The organism is Micrococcus sp. NPDC078436, assembly GCF_040702705.1.
Classification (GTDB): Bacteria; Actinomycetota; Actinomycetes; order Actinomycetales; family Micrococcaceae; genus Micrococcus.
On the sequence record NZ_JBFBLX010000008.1, the window covers coordinates 23,579 to 40,885 of the forward strand.

Below are 17,307 nucleotides of genomic sequence, written 5' to 3' on the forward strand. Positions count from 1 at the left end.
CGAGGAGGACTCGTCCCGCATGAGCACTCCCGATGAGATCCTCCGCGGGCTCGACGCCGAGCAGCGGCAGGCCGCCACCGCCCTCCGGGGCCCCGTGTGCATCCTGGCCGGTGCCGGCACGGGCAAGACCCGCGCCATCACCCACCGCATCGCCTACGGCGTCGCCTCCGGGGTGTTCGACCCCCACCGCACCCTCGCGCTGACGTTCACTGCGCGCGCGGCCGCGGAGATGCGCACGCGCCTGCGCGACCTCGGGGTGGACGGCGTCCAGGCCCGCACGTTCCACTCCGCCGCGCTGCGCCAGCTGCAGTACTTCTGGCCGCAGGCCGTCGGCGGTCCGATGCCCACGCTCGTGGAGAACAAGGTGCGCCTGCTCACCCAGGTGGCCCAGGGCATGCGCATGAGCGTGGACCGCGCCGGGCTGCGCGACCTCGCCGGCGAGATCGAGTGGGCCAAGGTCTCCCTCCACGCTCCCGAGGGATACGCCGAGGCGGCCAAGGAGCGGGAGATGCCCTCGGGCTGGACCGCCACCACCGTGGCACGCCTCTACACGGGGTACGAGGAGGCCAAGACCGCCCGCAACATGATCGACTTCGAGGACGTGCTGCTCATCCTCGTGGGCATCCTCTCCACGGAGCCGCGCATCGCGGCCACGATCCGGGACCAGTACCGCGTCTTCGTGGTGGACGAGTACCAGGACGTCTCCCCGCTGCAGCACCGCCTCCTGGACCTCTGGCTCGGGGACCGCGCGGACCTGTGCGTGGTGGGCGACTCATCCCAGACGATCTACTCGTTCACGGGCGCGACCTCCCGCTTCCTCACAGGCTTCCGCGAGCGCCACCAGGAGGCCACCGTCGTCAAGCTCGTGCGCGACTACCGCTCGAGCCCCCAGATCGTGGAGGCCGCCAACCGGCTCCTCGCGGCGCGCACGGCGGAGGGGCAGCGCGACCGCCGGCTCCCGCACTGGCCCGAGCCGCTCCAGCTCACCTCGCAGCGCCCCGCGGGGCCCGACGTCGTCTTCGCCGAGTGCACGGACGACGAGGCCGAGGCGGGCTGGGTGGCCCAGCGGATCCGCGAGCTCGTGGACGGGGGCACTCCGCCCGCCGAGATCGCGGTCCTCTTCCGCACGAACGGCCAGTCGGAGGCGTTCGAGACCGCTCTGTCCGCGGCGGGACTGGGCTACCAGCTGCGGGGCGGCGAGCGCTTCTTCTCCCGCCGCGAGGTGCGCGACGGCATCCTGCAGCTGCGCGCCGCGGCACGCGCCGACCCGGGTCTCACGGGGGAGGAGGTGACCGCCCGTGCACGGGACGTCCTGGCCTCCCTCGGGTACTCGGCCGAGCCGCCCGCCGCCACGGGCGCGGCGCGCGAGCGCTGGGAGTCGCTGCACGCGCTCGTGAACCTCGCCGACCAGCTGGCCGCCGCCCGCGGAGCCGAGTTCACGCTCACCGAGCTGGTGGCCGAGCTCGACGAGCGCGCCCAGCACCAGCACGCCCCCACGGTGCAGGGCGTCACGCTCGCCTCCCTGCACTCGGCCAAGGGCCTCGAGTGGGACGCGGTCTTCCTGGTGGGGCTGTCCGAGGGGCTCATGCCCATCTCCTTCGCGGACACGCCCGCCGAGATCGACGAGGAGCGCCGCCTGCTCTACGTGGGCATCACGCGCGCCCGCCAGCATCTGTCGCTGACGTGGACGCTCTCCCGCGGCACCGGCGGGCGCGCCTCGCGGCGGGCCTCCCGCTTCCTGCGGGACATCGACCCGACCCTCGGCGGCACCCGCGAGCACGCCCCCGCCGCCGCGTCCGGGGCAGGCGCACCCCGCGGTCGGCGGCGCGGCGCCACCGTGGCCACGTGCCGCACGTGCGGCAAGGCCCTCGAGACGGGCGCCGAGCGCAAGGTCGGCCGCTGCCTGGACTGCCCGGCCACGTACGACGAGGCCGTTCTCGACACCCTGCGGGACTGGCGCGCCAGCACCGCCCGCGCGGGGAAGGTGCCCGCGTTCGTGGTGTTCACGGACGCGACCCTCGTGGCGATCGCGGAGGCCATGCCGGCCACCCCCCTCGACCTCATCAAGGTCCCGGGCGTGGGCAAGGCCAAGCTGGACCGCTACGGCCCGGACGTGCTCGAGCTGCTCCACGGCACCGCGCCCGCCTGAGTCACCAGGTCCGCCTGAGGCACCATGCTCGCCTGAGATGCCGGGGGGTCGGATCACGCGCCCGGGTCAGGCCCCCGACGAAGGCTCCCCGAGGTCCGGCGGCCCGCCGAAGCCGGGCAGCACCCCGAACTCCTGGTGCAGCTCCCCGCTCAGCTCCCGGGTGAGCGCGGCCAGGTCCGCCGCCATCCCGTCCGGGTCGCACGGGCACCCGTGCCGCGGGCGGACGCCCTCGGTGGTCTCGTCCAGCGCATAGGCCCAGCTGCGCACGACGCCCTGCCATGCGGGGGAGGAGGAGCCCGCGATCAGCAGGTCGTGGACGAGGACGGCGGTGCGCAGTGCCCCGAGCACACTCTCCGGATCCTCCTCGCCCGGCCCGTCCTCCCACGCCGCGTCGCGGCTGCGGCCGGTGGCGGCCTCCTCCGCCGGGCGGCGGACGTGCTCGCACAGGGCGCACCCGGGGGATCCGGCGATCGTCCAGGGCCCGACGGCCGACTCCTCGTCCACGACCACCGGCAGGAGCGGGTGCTCGGCGGCCAGCGCCCGCGCCACGAGCGATTCGTCGATCCGCCCGCGCGTCACCGAGACGGTGGCCGTCCCCATGAGCACGGCCTCCGGCCCGTGGTGGGCGAACACCCGCTCGCGCGGGTGGAGCTCGCGGATCCGCCGCTCGGCCGCGACGGCACGGGGCCGGCCGAGGTCCGCCGGCCGGTAGCCCGTGCCGAGGTCCGACGCCCCCACGGGCGTGGGATCCCACAGGGCGAGCGGGCCCATGCCCCGGCTGGCCAGGAGCAGGGCGATCGCCAGCCCGGTGCGGCCGAGCCCCGTGACGTGGACGCCGTCGGGGAAGTCCGCGGGCGGGCCGTGGGGAGGAGCGGAGGAGGTGGGACGGCCTTCGCCGTCGGGAAGCGGGAGGGGGCGGGGCATGGAGGTCTCCGATCGCTCGACGTGGCCCCACGGTGTCACGAGGGAGGCGCCGCGGGGGCCTCATCCACAGGGATCCGCGGAGCCGTCGCGCACAATGGAGCGATGCCGCCGCGTCGCCCCGCCTCCCGCCCGGTCCGCGAGACCGTCGACCTCGACTGGGAGGGCACGCCCGTGCGGCTCGTGCGCTCCACCGCGCGCACGCGCACCGTGTCCGCCGTGTGGCGCGAGGGCCGCCTGCAGGTCTCCGTCCCCGCCCGGCTCTCCCGCGCCGAGGAGCGGGAATGGATCTCCCGCATGGTCGAGCGCGCGGGCGCGGCCCCGGCGCCCGCTAGGCCCGACCCCGGGGCCTCCGCCCCGGGCGACGCCGCCCTGCTGGCCTGGGCGCGCCGCGTCTCGGCCGAGCACTACGGGGGCGAGGCGGATCCGGTGAGCGTCACGTGGTCCACGCGGCAGCGGCACCGCTGGGGATCGTGCACCCCGGCTCGGCGCACCATCCGGCTCTCGGCGCAGCTGCGCGGCATGCCCGACTGGGTGGTGGAGGCCGTGCTGGTGCACGAGGTGGCCCACCTGCTCGAGTCCGGCCACGGGCCCCGCTTCCAGAGGCTCGTCGCCCGCCACCCCCGCTACGCCGAGGCCATGGCGTTCCTCGCCGGCGTCACCTACGCGCAGGGTCGCGGCCTCGCCGCCGGGCCCGCTTCCGCAGACGACGACGTCGCCGCCCCGGGCTGGGGCGACGACGTCGAGGGGGGCTGAGGCAGGCGCGGGGCTCAGCCCTCCTTGGGGGCCTCACCGAAGCCGCCGTCGAGTAGCCGCTGCAGCTCGTCGTCGAGGGCGTCCGTGGAGGCGTCCGCGGCCGTGCGGCGCTGCGCGTAGCCCGTGGGGTCGTCGAGGTCCTCGCCCGTGGGCTGGCGCTCGGGATGGCGCCAGATCGCCTCGCGGTACTCCTTGCCCTGCTCGGCCGTGACGTGCTCCCAGAACGCGGCCGCCTCGCGCAGGCGGCGCGGGCGCAGCTCGAGGCCCACGAGGGCGGCGAACGCCTGCTCGGCGGGTCCCCCGGAGGCGCGCCGACGGTTCATGGTCTCGCGCAGCGCGCTCGCGGACTCCAGCGGCGTGGCCGCCTCGGCGACGACGACGTCGACCCAGCCCTCCACGAGGGCGATGAGCATCTCTAGCTGCTCGAGGGCGGCGCGCTGGGTGGCATCCGGCTCTGCGATGAACGAGGCGCCGTCGAACACGGCCTGCATGGACTCCGGGTCCATGGGGTCCACGGACTCCGCGGCCCGCTCGATCCCGCTCACGTCCAGGCGGATGCCGGCCGCGTACTGCTCGATCGCGGCGAACAGGTCCCGCTCGAGCCACGGGGAGTGCAGGAAGAGGCGCATGCGGGCCACCTCGCGCAGCGCGAGGTACAGGCGCACCTGGTCGTCCGGGACGCTGAGCCCGTCGCCGAACTCCTCGATGTTCACGGGGATCAGGGCCAGGCGGTGGCCGGCGATCGGCAGGCCGATGTCCGTTCCCGAGAGCACGTCCTTGCCGAGCGCGCCCACGGCGCCGCCGAGCTGGAGGCCGAACATGGTGCCGCCCATGTTCTTGAGCATGGGCTGCAGGCCGCCCAGCATCGAGGGGTCCATGCCCTCGGGCAGCTGGCCGGGCAGCTGCTGCTCGATGGCGGCGGACATCGCGTTCGCGAGCGAGACGGCCACGGGGCCGGTCATCCGCTGCCAGTTCTCCATGGTGGCCTCGACCCACTCGGCGCGGGACCACGCGGCCCCCATCTGCCCCGTGGACTCCGTGTCCGTCACGCCGTCCAGCCAGAGCTCGGCCAGGCGCAGGGCCTCGTCCACCTCGCGGCGGGCGAAGGAGCCCACGGCGGGGTCCTCGCCGGCGACCGCCTGGCGCGCGGCCTGCTTGGCCAGGGTCCAGTTGACCGGGCCCTCGGAGCCCGCGCCCGGGTTCATCATGGCCTGGAACTGCGCCATGGCCTGCTGCATCATGGCGGGGTCCAGCCGGGAGGGGTCGAAGGGCATGCCGCCGGTCCCGCCCATGCCCTGCATGGCGCGGCGGATCTCCTCGACGTCCGGGGCCTGCCCGCCGAACATCTGCCGGAGCATGTCCTCCAGGGGGTCGCGGCCGTCGTCGGATCCGGGGGTCTGCGGGTGGTCAGTCATGCCGAACAGCGTATCCGCGGGCCTCGCGCCAGGCCCACGGATGGACGGCGCGGCGCCGCGGTTCGCGCAGGGCGCACGACGGCGCTCCGGCCCGGCCCCGGCCGCGGCGGCCCCGTAGACTGGTGCGACCGTCCCCCCGCCAGCGCGTCCGCGCCTGCGGCGACGGCCCCTGATCCAGGACCACGGCAGGAAAGTCGGTGTCGCGTGCCCGCAGTGCCCCGCGCAAGGAGCCGCCGCGGCGCCGCGCGCCCGTCGGTCTCCGGATGGATCGCCGCCGCCTCGGCGGCCACCGCCCTGGCGCTGCCCGCGCCGTACCTGCTGGAGGGGCCCGGCCCGGCCATCGACGTGCTGGGGGAGGCCGACGGCCACCCCGTCCTCACCGTCGACGGCGCCTCCCGGGTGGACCCGGGGGAGGGCGCCCTGGACATGACCACCGTGATGGTCTCCGGCCCGCCGACGGGCTCCACCTCCGTCCTCGAGCTCGCGGGCGCGCTCGTGGACCCGGGACGCGACACCACGCCGCGCGAGCTGGTCTACCCCACGGGCGTGTCCGCGGACCAGGTGAGCGAGTCCAACGCGTGGGCCATGACCGCCTCCCAGGACCTGGCGACGGCGGCCGCCCTGCACGAGCTCGGCCGCGACTACGGCCGCGGGCTCGCCGTGCGGGAGTTCGCCCCGGACAGCCCGGCCCGCGACGTGCTGCGTGCCGGCGACGAGGTGCTCACGGCGGGCGGGACGCCCGTGGACGACGTCGCCGCCCTGCGCTCGGCGGTCGACGCCGCCGGCCCCGGGCCGGTCGCCCTGCGTGTGCTCCGGGACGGCGTCGAGACGGACGTGGAGGTCCCCGTGCGCGCCGCGCCGGAGGGCGCGGGCCAGGCGTGGCAGATCGGCGTGTACCTCGAGACCGTGTACGACTTCCCGGTGGACGTGGAGATCAGCCTCGAGGACATCGGCGGCCCCTCCGCGGGCACCATGTTCGCCCTCGCCGTCCTGGAGCGCCTCACGCCCGGCGCGATGACGGGCGGCGCGCACATCGCGGGCACCGGCACCATCACCGAGGAGGGCGAGGTCGGTCCCATCGGCGGCATCGCCCAGAAGGTGCGCGGCGCCGCCGACGCCGGAGCGGCCGTGTTCCTGGCCCCGGCCGCCAACTGCGCGGACCTCGACGGCCGCGTGCCCGAGGGCATCGCCGTCTACGCCGTGGACACCCTCACGACCGCGCGCGGCGTGGTCGAGGCCGTGGGCCGCGGCGAGACCCCCGACGGGGTGCCCACCTGTGGGTGATCCCCCCGCCCTTCGACATCCCGCGCGTCCCCTCCGTGGCCGCGGCGGACGACCCCGGACCCCAGACGCCCGTGCCGCCCGGCACGGCGCCGACCCCAGACCCCGCCCCCGGCGGGGAGAGGAGAGACAGTGAGCTTCGGACAGGGAAGCGGCGGGCCCTTCGGCGGCCCGCCCCGTGACGGCGGCGGATCCGCCGGCGCGGGGGGCTCCGGCCCCTTCGGCGGCTTCGGCCCCTTCGGCGGCGCCCCCATGGGCCCGGGCGACGGCGGGCCCGCGAGCCCCGGCAGCGGCGGTCCCAGCGGGCCCGGCGACGGCAACGGCAGCTCGGCGGCCGGCCGGCCCCGGCCGGCGACCCCCGGCCGCCCCAGTGCGCTCGTGCTCACGATCGTCTCCGTGGCGATCCTGGTGGGCCTGTTCGTGCTGTTCACCAACGTGTACACGGACGTGCTCTGGTTCTCCCAGGTGGGCTACGAGGACGTCTTCTGGACCGAGGTCCTCACCAAGGCGGCCCTGTTCCTGATCGGCGCGCTCCTGATGGGCTCCGCCGTGTGGCTGGCGATGCGGCTCGCGTGGCGCCACCGCCGGCAGGACGCCCCCGCCGACGCGCGCGACTCGCTCAGCCAGGCCCAGCGCCAGCTCGAGCCCATGCGCCGCCTCGTGTTCCTCGCGGTGCCGGTCATCCTGGGCCTCTTCGCGGGCTCGGCGGCCATGAACGGCTGGACGACCGTCCAGCTGTTCCTCCACCAGGTGCCCTACGGCCAGACGGACCCCGAGTTCGGCCTGGACCTCATGTTCTTCCTGGCCACGCTCCCGTTCCTCACCCTCGTGGTCGGGTACCTCGTCTCCGTGGTGCTCGTGGCGGGGATCGCCGGCCTCATCATCCACTACCTGTACGGCTCCGTGCGGGTGGAGGACTCCGGGGGACTGTCCGTCACGCCCTCCGCGCGGGTCCACATCGCGGTGACGCTGGCGCTGTTCCTGCTCCTCCAGGCCGTCACGTTCTGGCTCAACCGGTACCGCACCACGCAGTCACAGACCGGCTCGTGGGCGGGCGCCATGTACACGGACGTCAACGCCGTGATCCCCACCTCTGCGATCCTCGCGGTCACCGCCCTGATCGTGGCCGCGCTGTTCGTGTGGACCGTGTTCTCCGGACAGTGGCGCCTGCCGCTGGTGGGCACCGCCGTGCTGGTCATCACCGCCCTCGTGGTGGGCACGGCCTACCCGTACCTGGTGCAGCAGTATCAGGTGCAGCCCTCCGAGCGCACGCTCGAGGCCGAGTACATCGACCGCAACATCCGGATGACCCGTGAGGCCTACGGCCTCGACGACGTGCAGGTCACCACCTACGAGGGCAGCGTCGAGGCGCAGGAGGGAGCCCTCGCCGGCGAGGAGGCCAACACGGCCAACGTGCGCCTCATGGACCCGAACCTCATCTCGCAGACCTTCGGGCAGCTCCAGCAGTTCCGCCCCTACTACTCGTTCCCCGGCACGCTGCACGTGGACCGCTACGAGGTGGACGGCGAGTCCCGGGACACCATCCTCGCCGCGCGCGACGTGAACGTGGAGGACTCCCAGTCCTGGGTGAACCGCCATGCCATCTACACGCACGGCTACGGCATGGTCATGGCTGACGCCTCCGAGGTGGCGGCCGGCGGCCGTCCCTCCTTCCTGCTCTCCGAGATCCCCTCGCGGGGCCCGCTCACTGACGACTCCCAGTACGAGCCGCGCATCTACTTCGGGCTCAACTCGCCCGAGTACTCCGTGGTGGGCGCGCCGGAGGGCGCCCCCGCCGTCGAGCGCGACCGCCCCCAGACGGCGGACTCCGGGGAGGACACGGCCTACACCTTCGCCGGCGACGGCGGCCCGGCCGTGGGCGGGCTCTTCAACAAGCTCGCCTATGCCGTGAAGTTCGGCTCGCCCGAGCTCCTGCTCTCCTCGGATGTGAACAGCGCCTCGCAGATCCTCTACGACCGCCATCCGGAGGAGCGGGTCCGCAAGGTGGCCCCGTACCTGACGGTGGACACCAACGCCTACCCGGCGATCGTGAACGGGCGCGTGAAGTGGATCGTGGACGCCTACACGACGTCCGACCAGTTCCCCTACTCCACGTCGCAGCGCCTCGGCGACGCCACGCAGGACGCGCTGAACCGCGACCAGCGGGCGCTGCTGACCGGCCAGGTGAACTACATCCGCAACTCCGTGAAGGCCACCGTGGACGCCTACGACGGCTCCGTGGAGCTCTACGCCTGGGACGAGGAGGACCCGCTGCTGAAGGCGTGGCAGGGCGTGTACCCGTCCTCGCTCAAGCCCTACTCGGAGATGAGCGCCGCCCTCCTGGACCACGTGCGCTACCCGGAGGACATGTTCAAGGTGCAGCGCGAGCTGCTGGGCCGCTACCACGTGACCGACGCAGACGACTTCTACGAGAACAACGACGCCTGGTCCGTGCCCGCCGACCCCACGCAGGACGACCCGAACGTCAAGCAGCCCCCGTACTACATGACCCTGCAGGTGCCCGGCCAGGACGAGCCCGCGTACTCGCTGACCACCACCTACATCCCGCAGATCACCGAGGGCTCGCAGCAGCGCAACGTCCTCTACGGGTTCCTCTCGGCCAGCGGCGACGCCGGCACGGGCAGGGACGGTGAGCGGGCCGAGGGCTACGGCACGCTCCGTCTGCTGGAGCTGCCGCGCCAGACCACGGTCCCCGGGCCGGGCCAGGCGCAGGCCAACTTCGACTCCAACGCCGGCGTCTCCCAGGAGCTGAACCTGCTGCGCCAGGGCGCCTCGGAGGTGCTCAACGGCAACATGATCACGCTCCCGGTGGCGGGCGGAATCCTCTACGTGCAGCCCGTGTACGTGCGCTCCTCGGGCGCCACGTCCTACCCCACCCTGCGCAAGGTGCTGGTCTCCTTCGGGGACAGGGTGGGCTTCGCCGACACCCTCCAGGAGGCCCTGGACCAGGTCTTCGGCGGCGACTCCGGGGCCGTGACCCCGGAGGAGAACCAGGGCGACGGCGAGGGCGAGCCCGGCCAGGGTGAGCCCGGGGAGCCGAAGCCCGCGGACCAGGAGCTGAGCGCCGCGCTCGCGGAGGCGCAGGACGCCATCGCGCGCGGCCAGGAGGCCATGGCGGCGGGCGACTGGGCCGCCTACGGCGAGCAGCAGAAGCGCCTCGACGAGGCGTTGAAGCGGGCGACGGCGGCCGACGACGCCCTGCGCGGGACCCCGCCCGCGGACGGGGCGGAGGAGGCCGCCGAGCCCCAGCCCGCGGGCTGATCCGACCACGCCCCCGCCGTCTCGGATGGCGGGGGCGTGGCCGTCAGGTGACGGGCGGCTGTCCTCGATTTGAACGCACTGCTCCGGGTGTGTATAGTCATACGAGTCGCCGCGGGGTGGAGCAGTTCGGTAGCTCGCCGGGCTCATAACCCGGAGGTCGCAGGTTCAAATCCTGCCCCCGCAACGAGAGAAGGCCCCCAGCATCTGCTGGGGGCCTTCGTGCGTGTCCGGGAGGACCCCGGCTGAGACGACGGCGGCGTCCGGCGGACCTCCACCGCTCGTGGTGGGGGACCGCTCGACGCCGCCGTCGGAGTGCGGGAGGCTCACGCCTTCACGGCCGCCCGGCGCGCCGGATCCGTGCGCCGCAGCCAGATGGAGACGAGGATCGCGGCGACGGCGATCGCGCCCCAGATGCCCACCACCGACCAGGCCAGGCCCGCGATCAGCAGCAGCGGCACGAAGGACACGGCGGCGATCTCGACGGGCACCACGGGAATGTAGGCCACGCCGAACTGCTCCATGGTCCCGGACTTCAGCTTGGGGTCCACGATGCGCAGCATGGCCACGCCGGTGGCGACCGCGCCGGTGGCCCAGCCCCACGTGAACAGCTGCTTCTCGAACCACGAGTCGGTCATGACGCGCGGGGCCACGAAGGTGCCGAGCGCCAGCGCGAGGGCCAGGCCCACGACGAAGAGCACGAGCAGGGGCTGCCAGTACTCGACCACCACGGTGGGGGCGATCGAGGCGATGCCGCACACGATGAGGATGTCCGTGGCGGTGCCCGAGACCGAGTTGAGCGAGGCGGAGTCCAGGAACTTCGCGGTCCGTGTGGCCTGGAACAGCACGCGCGCGACCAGGCCCATGATGAACGCGATCGCGAACGCCGGGATGATCAGCTGGGGCCCGCCCTCGCCCACGACCTGCGGCCACACGGCGGTGATCCACGTGACGACGCCGTGCGCGGCCGCCGCGATCATCGCGACGACGCCGACCTGGAAGGCCAGCGACTCCACCGAGGCCGCCGAGAAGGTGTGCCGGCCGATGACCGGGCGTTCCTCCACCTGGTTCAGCACCCCGGTGCGCAGCTCCTCCGGGATGGAGGTGAGGCCCGCGAACTCCCGCGCGTGGCCGCGCTGCGCGCCGATCTTGGCCTGGATGATGCCACCCACCACGCCGACGATCATGCCGACCGTGGCGGAGGTGTAGGCCAGCGAGGTGACGGTCGCATCACCGTTGGCCGCGTACGCCTGGCCCACGGCCGCCGCGGAGCCGAAGCCACCCGCCCAGCCGGCGAACAGCAGGGCGGCGAACGAGTCGGGCGCGTCGAACAGCGGCTGCAGCAGGACCAGTGTGATGAGGGCACCGATGGCCACCTGGGAGGCGTAGATCAGCACGCCGTAGGACGCGAACGCGCCCACGGGGCGGCCGATCTTGCGGACGTCGAAGTCGTCGGTGAGCGCGATGCACACGAACACGATGACGATCAGGATCGAGCCGTACGTGCCCAGCTGGGAGCTGAAGGGCAGCCATCCGGCGCCGTTCGGGCCCAGGGCCAGCCCCAGGATGCCGGCGATCACCGAGGCGGGGATCATCAGGGTCTGGAGGGGCTTGATGAGGGCGCGGCCGAGCGTGCCGACGGCGAGCAGCGCGCCGATCAGGCCCGCGTCCACCAGGACGGACCACGCCGTGAACTGGTCTTGCATGTGGAGGTACCCCTGTCGGGTGCGAGGGAGGAACGAGGATCCCCCGAGGGATGCGGGGGACTGGGGGACCCTAGCAATCCGCCCCCGCAGACGCGAAGACGGCGACGCCGGGCACCCGGGAGGGGTGCTCGACGTCGCCGTCGTCGAGGGGCGGACGCGGCCGCGGCGCGGCCGGCGTCGTCCCGCAGGCGATCAGGCCTGGGCCTGGGCCTGGGTGGCCGTCTCGTCCTCGGCGTAGTCCAGCTGGAGGTTCTGGCCCTCGGCGGCGGAGGACTCGATCTGGGCGGGCGACTGGCCGGCCTTGAGGGCAGCGAGGCGCGCCTCGACCTCGGTCTGCTCGCCGAGGTCCTCGAGGGACTCGAACTGGGCGTCCAGGGAGGAGGAGGCGAGCTCCTGCTGGCCGCGCACGCGGGCCTCCTCACGGCGGACCTTCTCCTCGAAGCGGTTGACCTCGGAGGTGGGGTCCAGCAGGTCGATGGACTTCACGGCGTCGGCCACGGCGGACTGGGCGTGGGCGGACTTCGCGCGGGCCGTGAGCTCGTCCCGCTTGGAGACCAGCTGCTGGCGCTTGACCTTCATCTGGTCGAGGCCGGTCTTGAGGCGCTCCACGATGTCGCGCTGGGAGGTGATGGTCGGCTCGGCCGACTTCATCTGGCGCTCGGCGTCCATCTGGCGCTCGATGGCGACCTTGGCGAGGTTGTCGAACTTGTCCGCGGAGGCGGTGTCGCCGCTGCTGCGGAAGTCGTCGGCCTTCTGCGAGGCGGCGAGGGCCTTCTGGCCCCAGCTGCGGGACGCGTCCTGGTCCTCGCGGTAGTCGTCCTCGATCATGCGCAGGTTGCCGATGGTCTGGGCGACGGCGGCCTCGGCCTCCGCGATGTTGTTCGTGTAGTCCCGGACCATCTGGTCCAGCATCTTCTGGGGATCCTCCGCCTTGTCGAGCATGGCGTTGATGTTGGCCTTGGCCAGGGTGCTGATGCGACCGAGGATGGACTGCTTGACCATGATGTCTGCCTTTCGTCGGTGTTCCACTTCCCGCGGGCCGGCGGCCCGCGGTGGTTCGTGCGTCCCGGCCGGCCCGAGGGCGGACGGGTCCCGTGCCGGTCAGGACCGGGCCGGGGCCGGCGCGTCGACGCCGGAGTCGTGGGCGATCAGAAGCCTCCGCCACTGATGTCGCCGAAGCCGCCGAAGTCGCCGCCGCCGAGCCCGCCGCCGTCGAATCCGCCGAAGCCGCCGCCGCCCCACGAGTCGTGGTGGCCGCCGCCGAGCATCGAGTTCATGAGGATGCCACCGAGCAGCGCGCCGCCGAGTCCGCCCGCGAAGCCGCCGCCGACGCCGCTGCGCTGGTAGCCCATGCCGGGGCCGTAGCCCATGGTGCCCATGCCGCCGGCGTAGCCGAAGCCGCTCACGTCCTCCTGCGCGAGCTCGCTCGCGCGGTCGGCCAGCTGGGAGGCGCGCTGCGCGTGCTGCAGGGCCGTCACGGGGTCGGAGCCGCCCAGCTGCATGGCGGTCTGGAGGGCGCGGTCCGCCTCCGCGAGCCGGGTGCGCGCCTCGGATCCCACGGCGCCGCGGCGAGCGCCGATGAAGGAGGCCGTCCCGTCGATCTGCGCCTGGGCCTGGGCGATCGCCGCCTGGAGCATCTGCGCGGCCTGGCGGGCCTGCTCGCGGCCGTCGCGCACGCTGGAGAGCGGCACGTCGAGCTGTCGGTGCGCGGCCTCGAGACGGCGCAGGAGGTCCAGCGGGTCAGGTCGTCCGGAGGCGAGGGAGGAGCGGACCGTGGTGAGGGTCTGCTTCATGCCGGCCACGGGGCCGGCGAGGTCGGCGTGGGCGCCGGAGCGGACCACGGCCTCGGCTTCGGCCACGTCCTGCTCGGACTGGGCGATGCCGGTGTGCACGTTCTGCAGCATCGTCCGCAGGGACTGGTCCGCACCGTCGACGGCCGCGGTGAGCGTGTCCACCTGGGCGAGGGACTCCTCTGCGGCGCGCACGGCCAGGGCGGCGGTGGAGCGATCCCCGGAGTTCCAGGCCTCCTTGGCCTTCGCCTCCGCGGTGCGGACGAAGTCGATGCGCTGGCGTGCCTGGGCGGCGTTGTCCTTGACCTCGGCGAGGGCGGACTCGGCGTACGAGCCGTGCAGGGCGACGAGCGCGGACTCCGCCCGCTGCACGCGCTCCTCGGCCGCCGGGACCTTGGCAGCGATGCCCTCCAGTGCCTCGGGCACGCGGTTCTCGAGGTCCCGCAGGGAGTTGAACTCCTTCTCGTGGGCGGCCAGCGCCGCGCCGACCTCGTCGCAGCGCGCGATGATCTCCTTGAGCCACGAGCGCTGTTCGGCCTCGGTGTCCGGGATCTCGTCGTCGAGCTGGTGCTGGAGCTGGAAGGAGGCGCGCATGTGCTCCTTCGCCTTGTCCAGGTCCTCGCGGAACGTCCCCACGGACTTCTCCCCGTAGGAGGCCATCGCGAACCCGAGCTCCTGCTCGGAGGAGCGGATCGCGTCGTCCGCGGCCACCAGCTTGGAGCCGGCCTTCGTGCGCAGCTCCTCCACCGGGAGCGCGTCCAGGGGGTCGCGCGGAGCGGCGGGACCGGCCGCGACCTCGCGGCCGCGGGCCTCGCCCCCGTCCTTGCGCTTGCGGCCCCGGGCCACCGCGACGCCGCCGGCCACCGCGGCGGCCACCGCGCCGGCGCCGAGCAGGCCGGTCAGCGCGCCGCCCGCGCCGTCGGAGGGGGCGGCGTCCTGCTGCCCGGAGTCCTGCCGGGCGGCGCCGCCGGCCCCGGCGCCCGCGGGGAGCGGGCCGCCCGGATCGAGCTGCGTGCCGCTGGCCCCCCGGCCGTCGAGCGCGCCGTCGGCGGCGTCGTCCACGCCCGCGATCGCGGCCTCGGCCGGGGCGAGCCAGTCGGCCGGGTCCGACGTCGGCAGGGCGGGACCGATGTACGCCGAGGTGATGTCCCCCTGCATCCGGTTGAGGGCGCTGCCGGCGTCGAAGCCGTAGAGGCCCTCCTCCACCGCGATCGCCAGCACCTGGTCATTCGAGCCCAGGGGGCGGGACGCGTTGACGTCCTCCACCACTCCCTGGGAGCCCCCGGCGCCGAACTGGTCCACGTACACCACGTAGAGGTTCTGACCGGTCTCGCGGCGCATCTGCTGGATGTCCTGCGTGAGGCGCTGCTCCTCGGAGGAGGAGAGGACGCCCGCCTCGTCCACCACCTGCACGCCCGGCGGCACGGCCACCACGGCGTGGGCGGCGGGCGCCGCCAGCGCGGCGAGGCCGAGGCCCACGCCTCCCGCGGTCACGGCGCGGCTGAGCCGGCCGACGTGCGTGGTGGGGGCGGGGATGGCCATGCAGGCGCTCCTTCGGTGGGCGTGCGGAGCGGACGCCGCCAGGAGGGCGGCGCCCGGGGGAACCTGCGCTCGAGTGTAGGGGCCGCCCGGCGGGGGAACCAGGGGTCCCGTCCGCCCCGCCCTGCTTCGTCCCGCATGTGGATGAGACGTTCAGGACACGTCCAGGCGGAGGGGGAACGATGGGGGCGCCGCCGGGGCAGGACCGACGCGCGGAGGGCCCGGGTCCGCTCGCAGAGCGTGGCCCGCACCGGGCCTCCAGGCAACGAGCAGCAGAGGCAGGACGCCGTGGACGAGACCACGCGGGGGCCGCAGACCGCCCCCCTCCAGGACGCGACCCTCCACCAGGGTGCCACCCCCCATCATGAGCCTGAAGCCGGCACGCGCTCCGGCGCGGCGGCCGTGCGTCCGGCGCGCCGCGTGGGCATGGGCGCGCTCGCCGCGGCCGTGCTGGCCGCCGGGCTCGTGGGCGGCGGCGTGGGCGCCGGCGTGAGTCGCCTCGCGGACGACGCCCCGGCCGCCGTCGCCGGCACCGCCCAGGAGGGCCAGGGCGGTGCGGGGCAGGGAGAGCAGGCCCAGGCCGGCGCGACGCCCGGCGGCTCCGTCCCGCCCACGGGGGCCACCGCGGTGGGGCAGGCCGCCGGGAAGGCGCTGCCCTCCGTCGTGACGATCTCCGCGACCTCGCCCCAGGGCTCCGGGTCCGGCTCCGGCTCGATCCTCGACGCCGAGGGCCACATCCTGACCAACACCCACGTGGTGACCCTGGGCGGGCAGGCGGCCGACCCGTCCCTCACGGTCCGCACCTCGGACGGCACGGTGTACGCCGCCACGGTGGTGGGGACGGACCCGCTCTCCGACCTCGCGGTGCTGAAGATCGACGCCGAGGGGCTCACCCCCATCGAGCTCGGCTCCTCGAAGGACCTGAAGGTGGGCGACGACGCGATCGCGATCGGCGCGCCCCTGGGCCTGCCGAACACGGTGACGGACGGCATCATCTCCACGCTGGACCGCACGATCGCGGTCGCCTCCTCGGAGGCCCCGAAGCAGGACGCCGCCGCCGGCGCACCCGGCTCGGAGCGCTTCCGGTTCGAGCTGCCGAACTCCGCGCAGCAGGCCCAGCACGGCGAGGTGTACATCAACGTGGTGCAGACCGACGCGGCCATCAACCCGGGCAACTCCGGTGGCGCCCTCGTGGACGCCCAGGGCCGCCTCGTGGGGGTGAACGTGGCGATCGCCTCCGCGGGCGGCGCCGGTGGCTCCGGGGAGGCCGGCAACATCGGTGTGGGCTTCGCCATCCCGGTGGACTACGCGCACCGGATCGCGCAGGACCTGATCGAGGACGGCGAGGCCACCCACGGCATGCTCGGCGTGAGCGTCACCCCCGAGCCTGCGCAGGCCAAGGGCGGATCGGAGGACTCGGCGGCCGTGTTCAGCGCCGGCGCGCGGGTGCGCGACGTCGTCGCCGACTCCGCCGCCGCGAAGGCGGGGCTGGAGTCCGGCGACGTCATCACCGCCGTGGGGGAGCGCGCCGTCTCCGACGCGCAGTCCCTCACCGCCGTCGTCCGTGAGCAGCGCGTGGGCGACACCGCCACCGTGCACTACCGCCGCGGCGGCGAGGAGAGGACCGCGGACGTCACCTTCGCGGACGGGGGCGCCGCGTGACGCCCGCGACGGACGCGGCCGTGACCGCCCTGGTCACCCCCGCGGCGCTCGCCCGGCAGCACGGCTGGCGCACCGTCCTCGCCGTGGGCGCCCACCCGGACGACCTCGACTTCGGCGCCGCGGCGACCCTGGCGGGCTTCTGCGCGGCCGGGCTGCGCGTGGTCCTGTGCGTGGTGACCGACGGCGACGCCGGCGGCTTCGACTCCGCGGGGCCCGAGGCCATGACGGCCCGCCGGCATGCCGAGCAGCGCGCGGCCGCCGCCGCGATCGGCGTGGAGGACGTGCGGTTCCTGGGGGAGCGGGACGGCCACCTCGAGCCGGACCACCGGGTCCGCAGGGCGCTCGTGCGCCTCATGCGCGAGGTGCGCCCCGACGTCGTCCTCTCCCCGCACCCCGAGCGGGACTGGGAGCGCATGCAGGCCGCCCATCCCGACCATCTCGCGTGCGGGGAGGCGGTGGTCCGCGCGGCGTACCCCGCCGTGGAGAACCCGTACGCCTACCCGGAGCTGGCCGAGGCCGGCCTCGAGGCGTTCCGCATCCGCCACCTGATGCTCTACACGGCGCCCGCCGAGCGGAGGAACCTCGCCGTGGACGTCACGGGGCTGGAGGACGTGAAGCTGCGCGCCCTCGACGCGCACCTCTCCCAGCACCCGGACCTGGAGGGGATGCGCCGGCACGTGCGGGGGATGCTGGCGGAGAACCACCGTGCCGCCGCGGGCCCGGCCGGCCCCGCGGGCTCGGCCGAGGCCTTCCACCTCGTCACCGTCAACGGCCCCGGCACGATCGCCGGCTTCTGACGGCCGCGGCCC

The 17,307-nt window shown here is 74.5% G+C and carries 11 protein-coding genes and 1 tRNA gene; 7 read left to right on the forward strand and 5 right to left on the reverse strand.

Annotated features, from left to right (window positions below; all coding sequences use genetic code 11):
- The first annotated feature begins 19 nt into the window (after positions 1-19).
- Complete coding sequence (locus AB0302_RS06190) at positions 20-2,149, forward strand: ATP-dependent DNA helicase UvrD2 (RefSeq protein WP_298713798.1); 2,130 nt, start codon at positions 20-22, stop codon at positions 2,147-2,149.
- Between the two features lie 66 nt (positions 2,150-2,215).
- On the opposite strand, the gene AB0302_RS06195 is transcribed toward AB0302_RS06190, so the two are convergent.
- The gene (locus AB0302_RS06195; RefSeq protein ID WP_366370882.1) at positions 2,216-3,073 is read right to left on the reverse strand and encodes a ThiF family adenylyltransferase; all 858 of its coding nucleotides are present in this window, start codon (positions 3,071-3,073) and stop codon (positions 2,216-2,218) included.
- Between the two features lie 102 nt (positions 3,074-3,175).
- Here AB0302_RS06195 and AB0302_RS06200 point away from each other — a divergent pair, with 102 nt between their 5' ends.
- Entirely contained in the window at positions 3,176-3,826 is a 651-nt protein-coding gene (locus tag AB0302_RS06200; protein WP_319076260.1) for a M48 family metallopeptidase, read from the forward strand.
- A gap of 14 nt (positions 3,827-3,840) precedes the next feature.
- On the opposite strand, the gene AB0302_RS06205 is transcribed toward AB0302_RS06200, so the two are convergent.
- Entirely contained in the window at positions 3,841-5,241 is a 1,401-nt protein-coding gene (locus AB0302_RS06205) for a zinc-dependent metalloprotease (protein ID WP_366370883.1), read from the reverse strand.
- Positions 5,242-5,445: 204 nt separating this feature from the next.
- Here AB0302_RS06205 and AB0302_RS06210 point away from each other — a divergent pair, with 204 nt between their 5' ends.
- From AB0302_RS06210 to AB0302_RS06220, 3 genes are all read left to right on the forward strand, one after another.
- Positions 5,446-6,525 carry a S16 family serine protease gene (locus AB0302_RS06210; protein ID WP_366370884.1) on the forward strand — a complete coding sequence of 360 codons (1,080 nt, stop codon included), beginning with the start codon at positions 5,446-5,448 and terminating at the stop codon, positions 6,523-6,525.
- A gap of 129 nt (positions 6,526-6,654) precedes the next feature.
- A complete protein-coding gene (locus tag AB0302_RS06215; RefSeq protein ID WP_366370885.1) occupies positions 6,655-9,804 on the forward strand; it encodes a UPF0182 family protein in 3,150 nt (1,049 codons plus the stop codon).
- Positions 9,805-9,914: 110 nt separating this feature from the next.
- Positions 9,915-9,988: transfer RNA gene (locus tag AB0302_RS06220), tRNA-Met, on the forward strand.
- Between the two features lie 139 nt (positions 9,989-10,127).
- On the opposite strand, the gene AB0302_RS06225 is transcribed toward AB0302_RS06220, so the two are convergent.
- The 3 genes from AB0302_RS06225 to AB0302_RS06235 form a co-directional block, all read right to left on the reverse strand.
- Complete coding sequence (locus tag AB0302_RS06225) at positions 10,128-11,507, reverse strand: sodium:glutamate symporter (protein ID WP_366370886.1); 1,380 nt, start codon at positions 11,505-11,507, stop codon at positions 10,128-10,130.
- A 192-nt stretch (positions 11,508-11,699) separates the two neighbouring features.
- Entirely contained in the window at positions 11,700-12,509 is an 810-nt protein-coding gene (locus AB0302_RS06230) for a PspA/IM30 family protein (RefSeq protein ID WP_319076253.1), read from the reverse strand.
- A 146-nt stretch (positions 12,510-12,655) separates the two neighbouring features.
- Positions 12,656-14,839, reverse strand: coding sequence for a TPM domain-containing protein (locus AB0302_RS06235; protein WP_366370887.1), 2,184 nt, complete (start codon positions 14,837-14,839; stop codon positions 12,656-12,658).
- Positions 14,840-15,076: 237 nt separating this feature from the next.
- On the opposite strand from AB0302_RS06235, the gene AB0302_RS06240 reads away from it, so the two are divergent.
- Together AB0302_RS06240 and AB0302_RS06245 are read left to right on the forward strand one after the other, a co-directional pair.
- Complete coding sequence (locus AB0302_RS06240; RefSeq protein WP_319076251.1) at positions 15,077-16,498, forward strand: trypsin-like peptidase domain-containing protein; 1,422 nt, start codon at positions 15,077-15,079, stop codon at positions 16,496-16,498.
- The gene (locus tag AB0302_RS06245; protein WP_366370888.1) at positions 16,495-17,295 is read left to right on the forward strand and encodes a PIG-L deacetylase family protein; all 801 of its coding nucleotides are present in this window, start codon (positions 16,495-16,497) and stop codon (positions 17,293-17,295) included. The genes AB0302_RS06240 and AB0302_RS06245 overlap by 4 nt, the downstream gene beginning before the upstream one ends.
- Positions 17,296-17,307: the final 12 nt, after the last annotated feature.

What these genes read in the sequence shown, in the direction of transcription:
- AB0302_RS06190 (WP_298713798.1), top strand. Translation starts at nt 20, where the DNA reads ATGAGCACTCCCGATGAGATCCTCCGCGGGCTCGACGCCGAGCAGCGG.
- AB0302_RS06195 (WP_366370882.1), bottom strand. Translation starts at nt 3,073, where the DNA reads ATGCCCCGCCCCCTCCCGCTTCCCGACGGCGAAGGCCGTCCCACCTCC.
- AB0302_RS06200 (WP_319076260.1), top strand. Translation starts at nt 3,176, where the DNA reads ATGCCGCCGCGTCGCCCCGCCTCCCGCCCGGTCCGCGAGACCGTCGAC.
- AB0302_RS06205 (WP_366370883.1), bottom strand. Translation starts at nt 5,241, where the DNA reads ATGACTGACCACCCGCAGACCCCCGGATCCGACGACGGCCGCGACCCC.
- AB0302_RS06225 (WP_366370886.1), bottom strand. Translation starts at nt 11,507, where the DNA reads ATGCAAGACCAGTTCACGGCGTGGTCCGTCCTGGTGGACGCGGGCCTG.
- AB0302_RS06230 (WP_319076253.1), bottom strand. Translation starts at nt 12,509, where the DNA reads ATGGTCAAGCAGTCCATCCTCGGTCGCATCAGCACCCTGGCCAAGGCC.
- AB0302_RS06235 (WP_366370887.1), bottom strand. Translation starts at nt 14,839, where the DNA reads ATGGCCATCCCCGCCCCCACCACGCACGTCGGCCGGCTCAGCCGCGCC.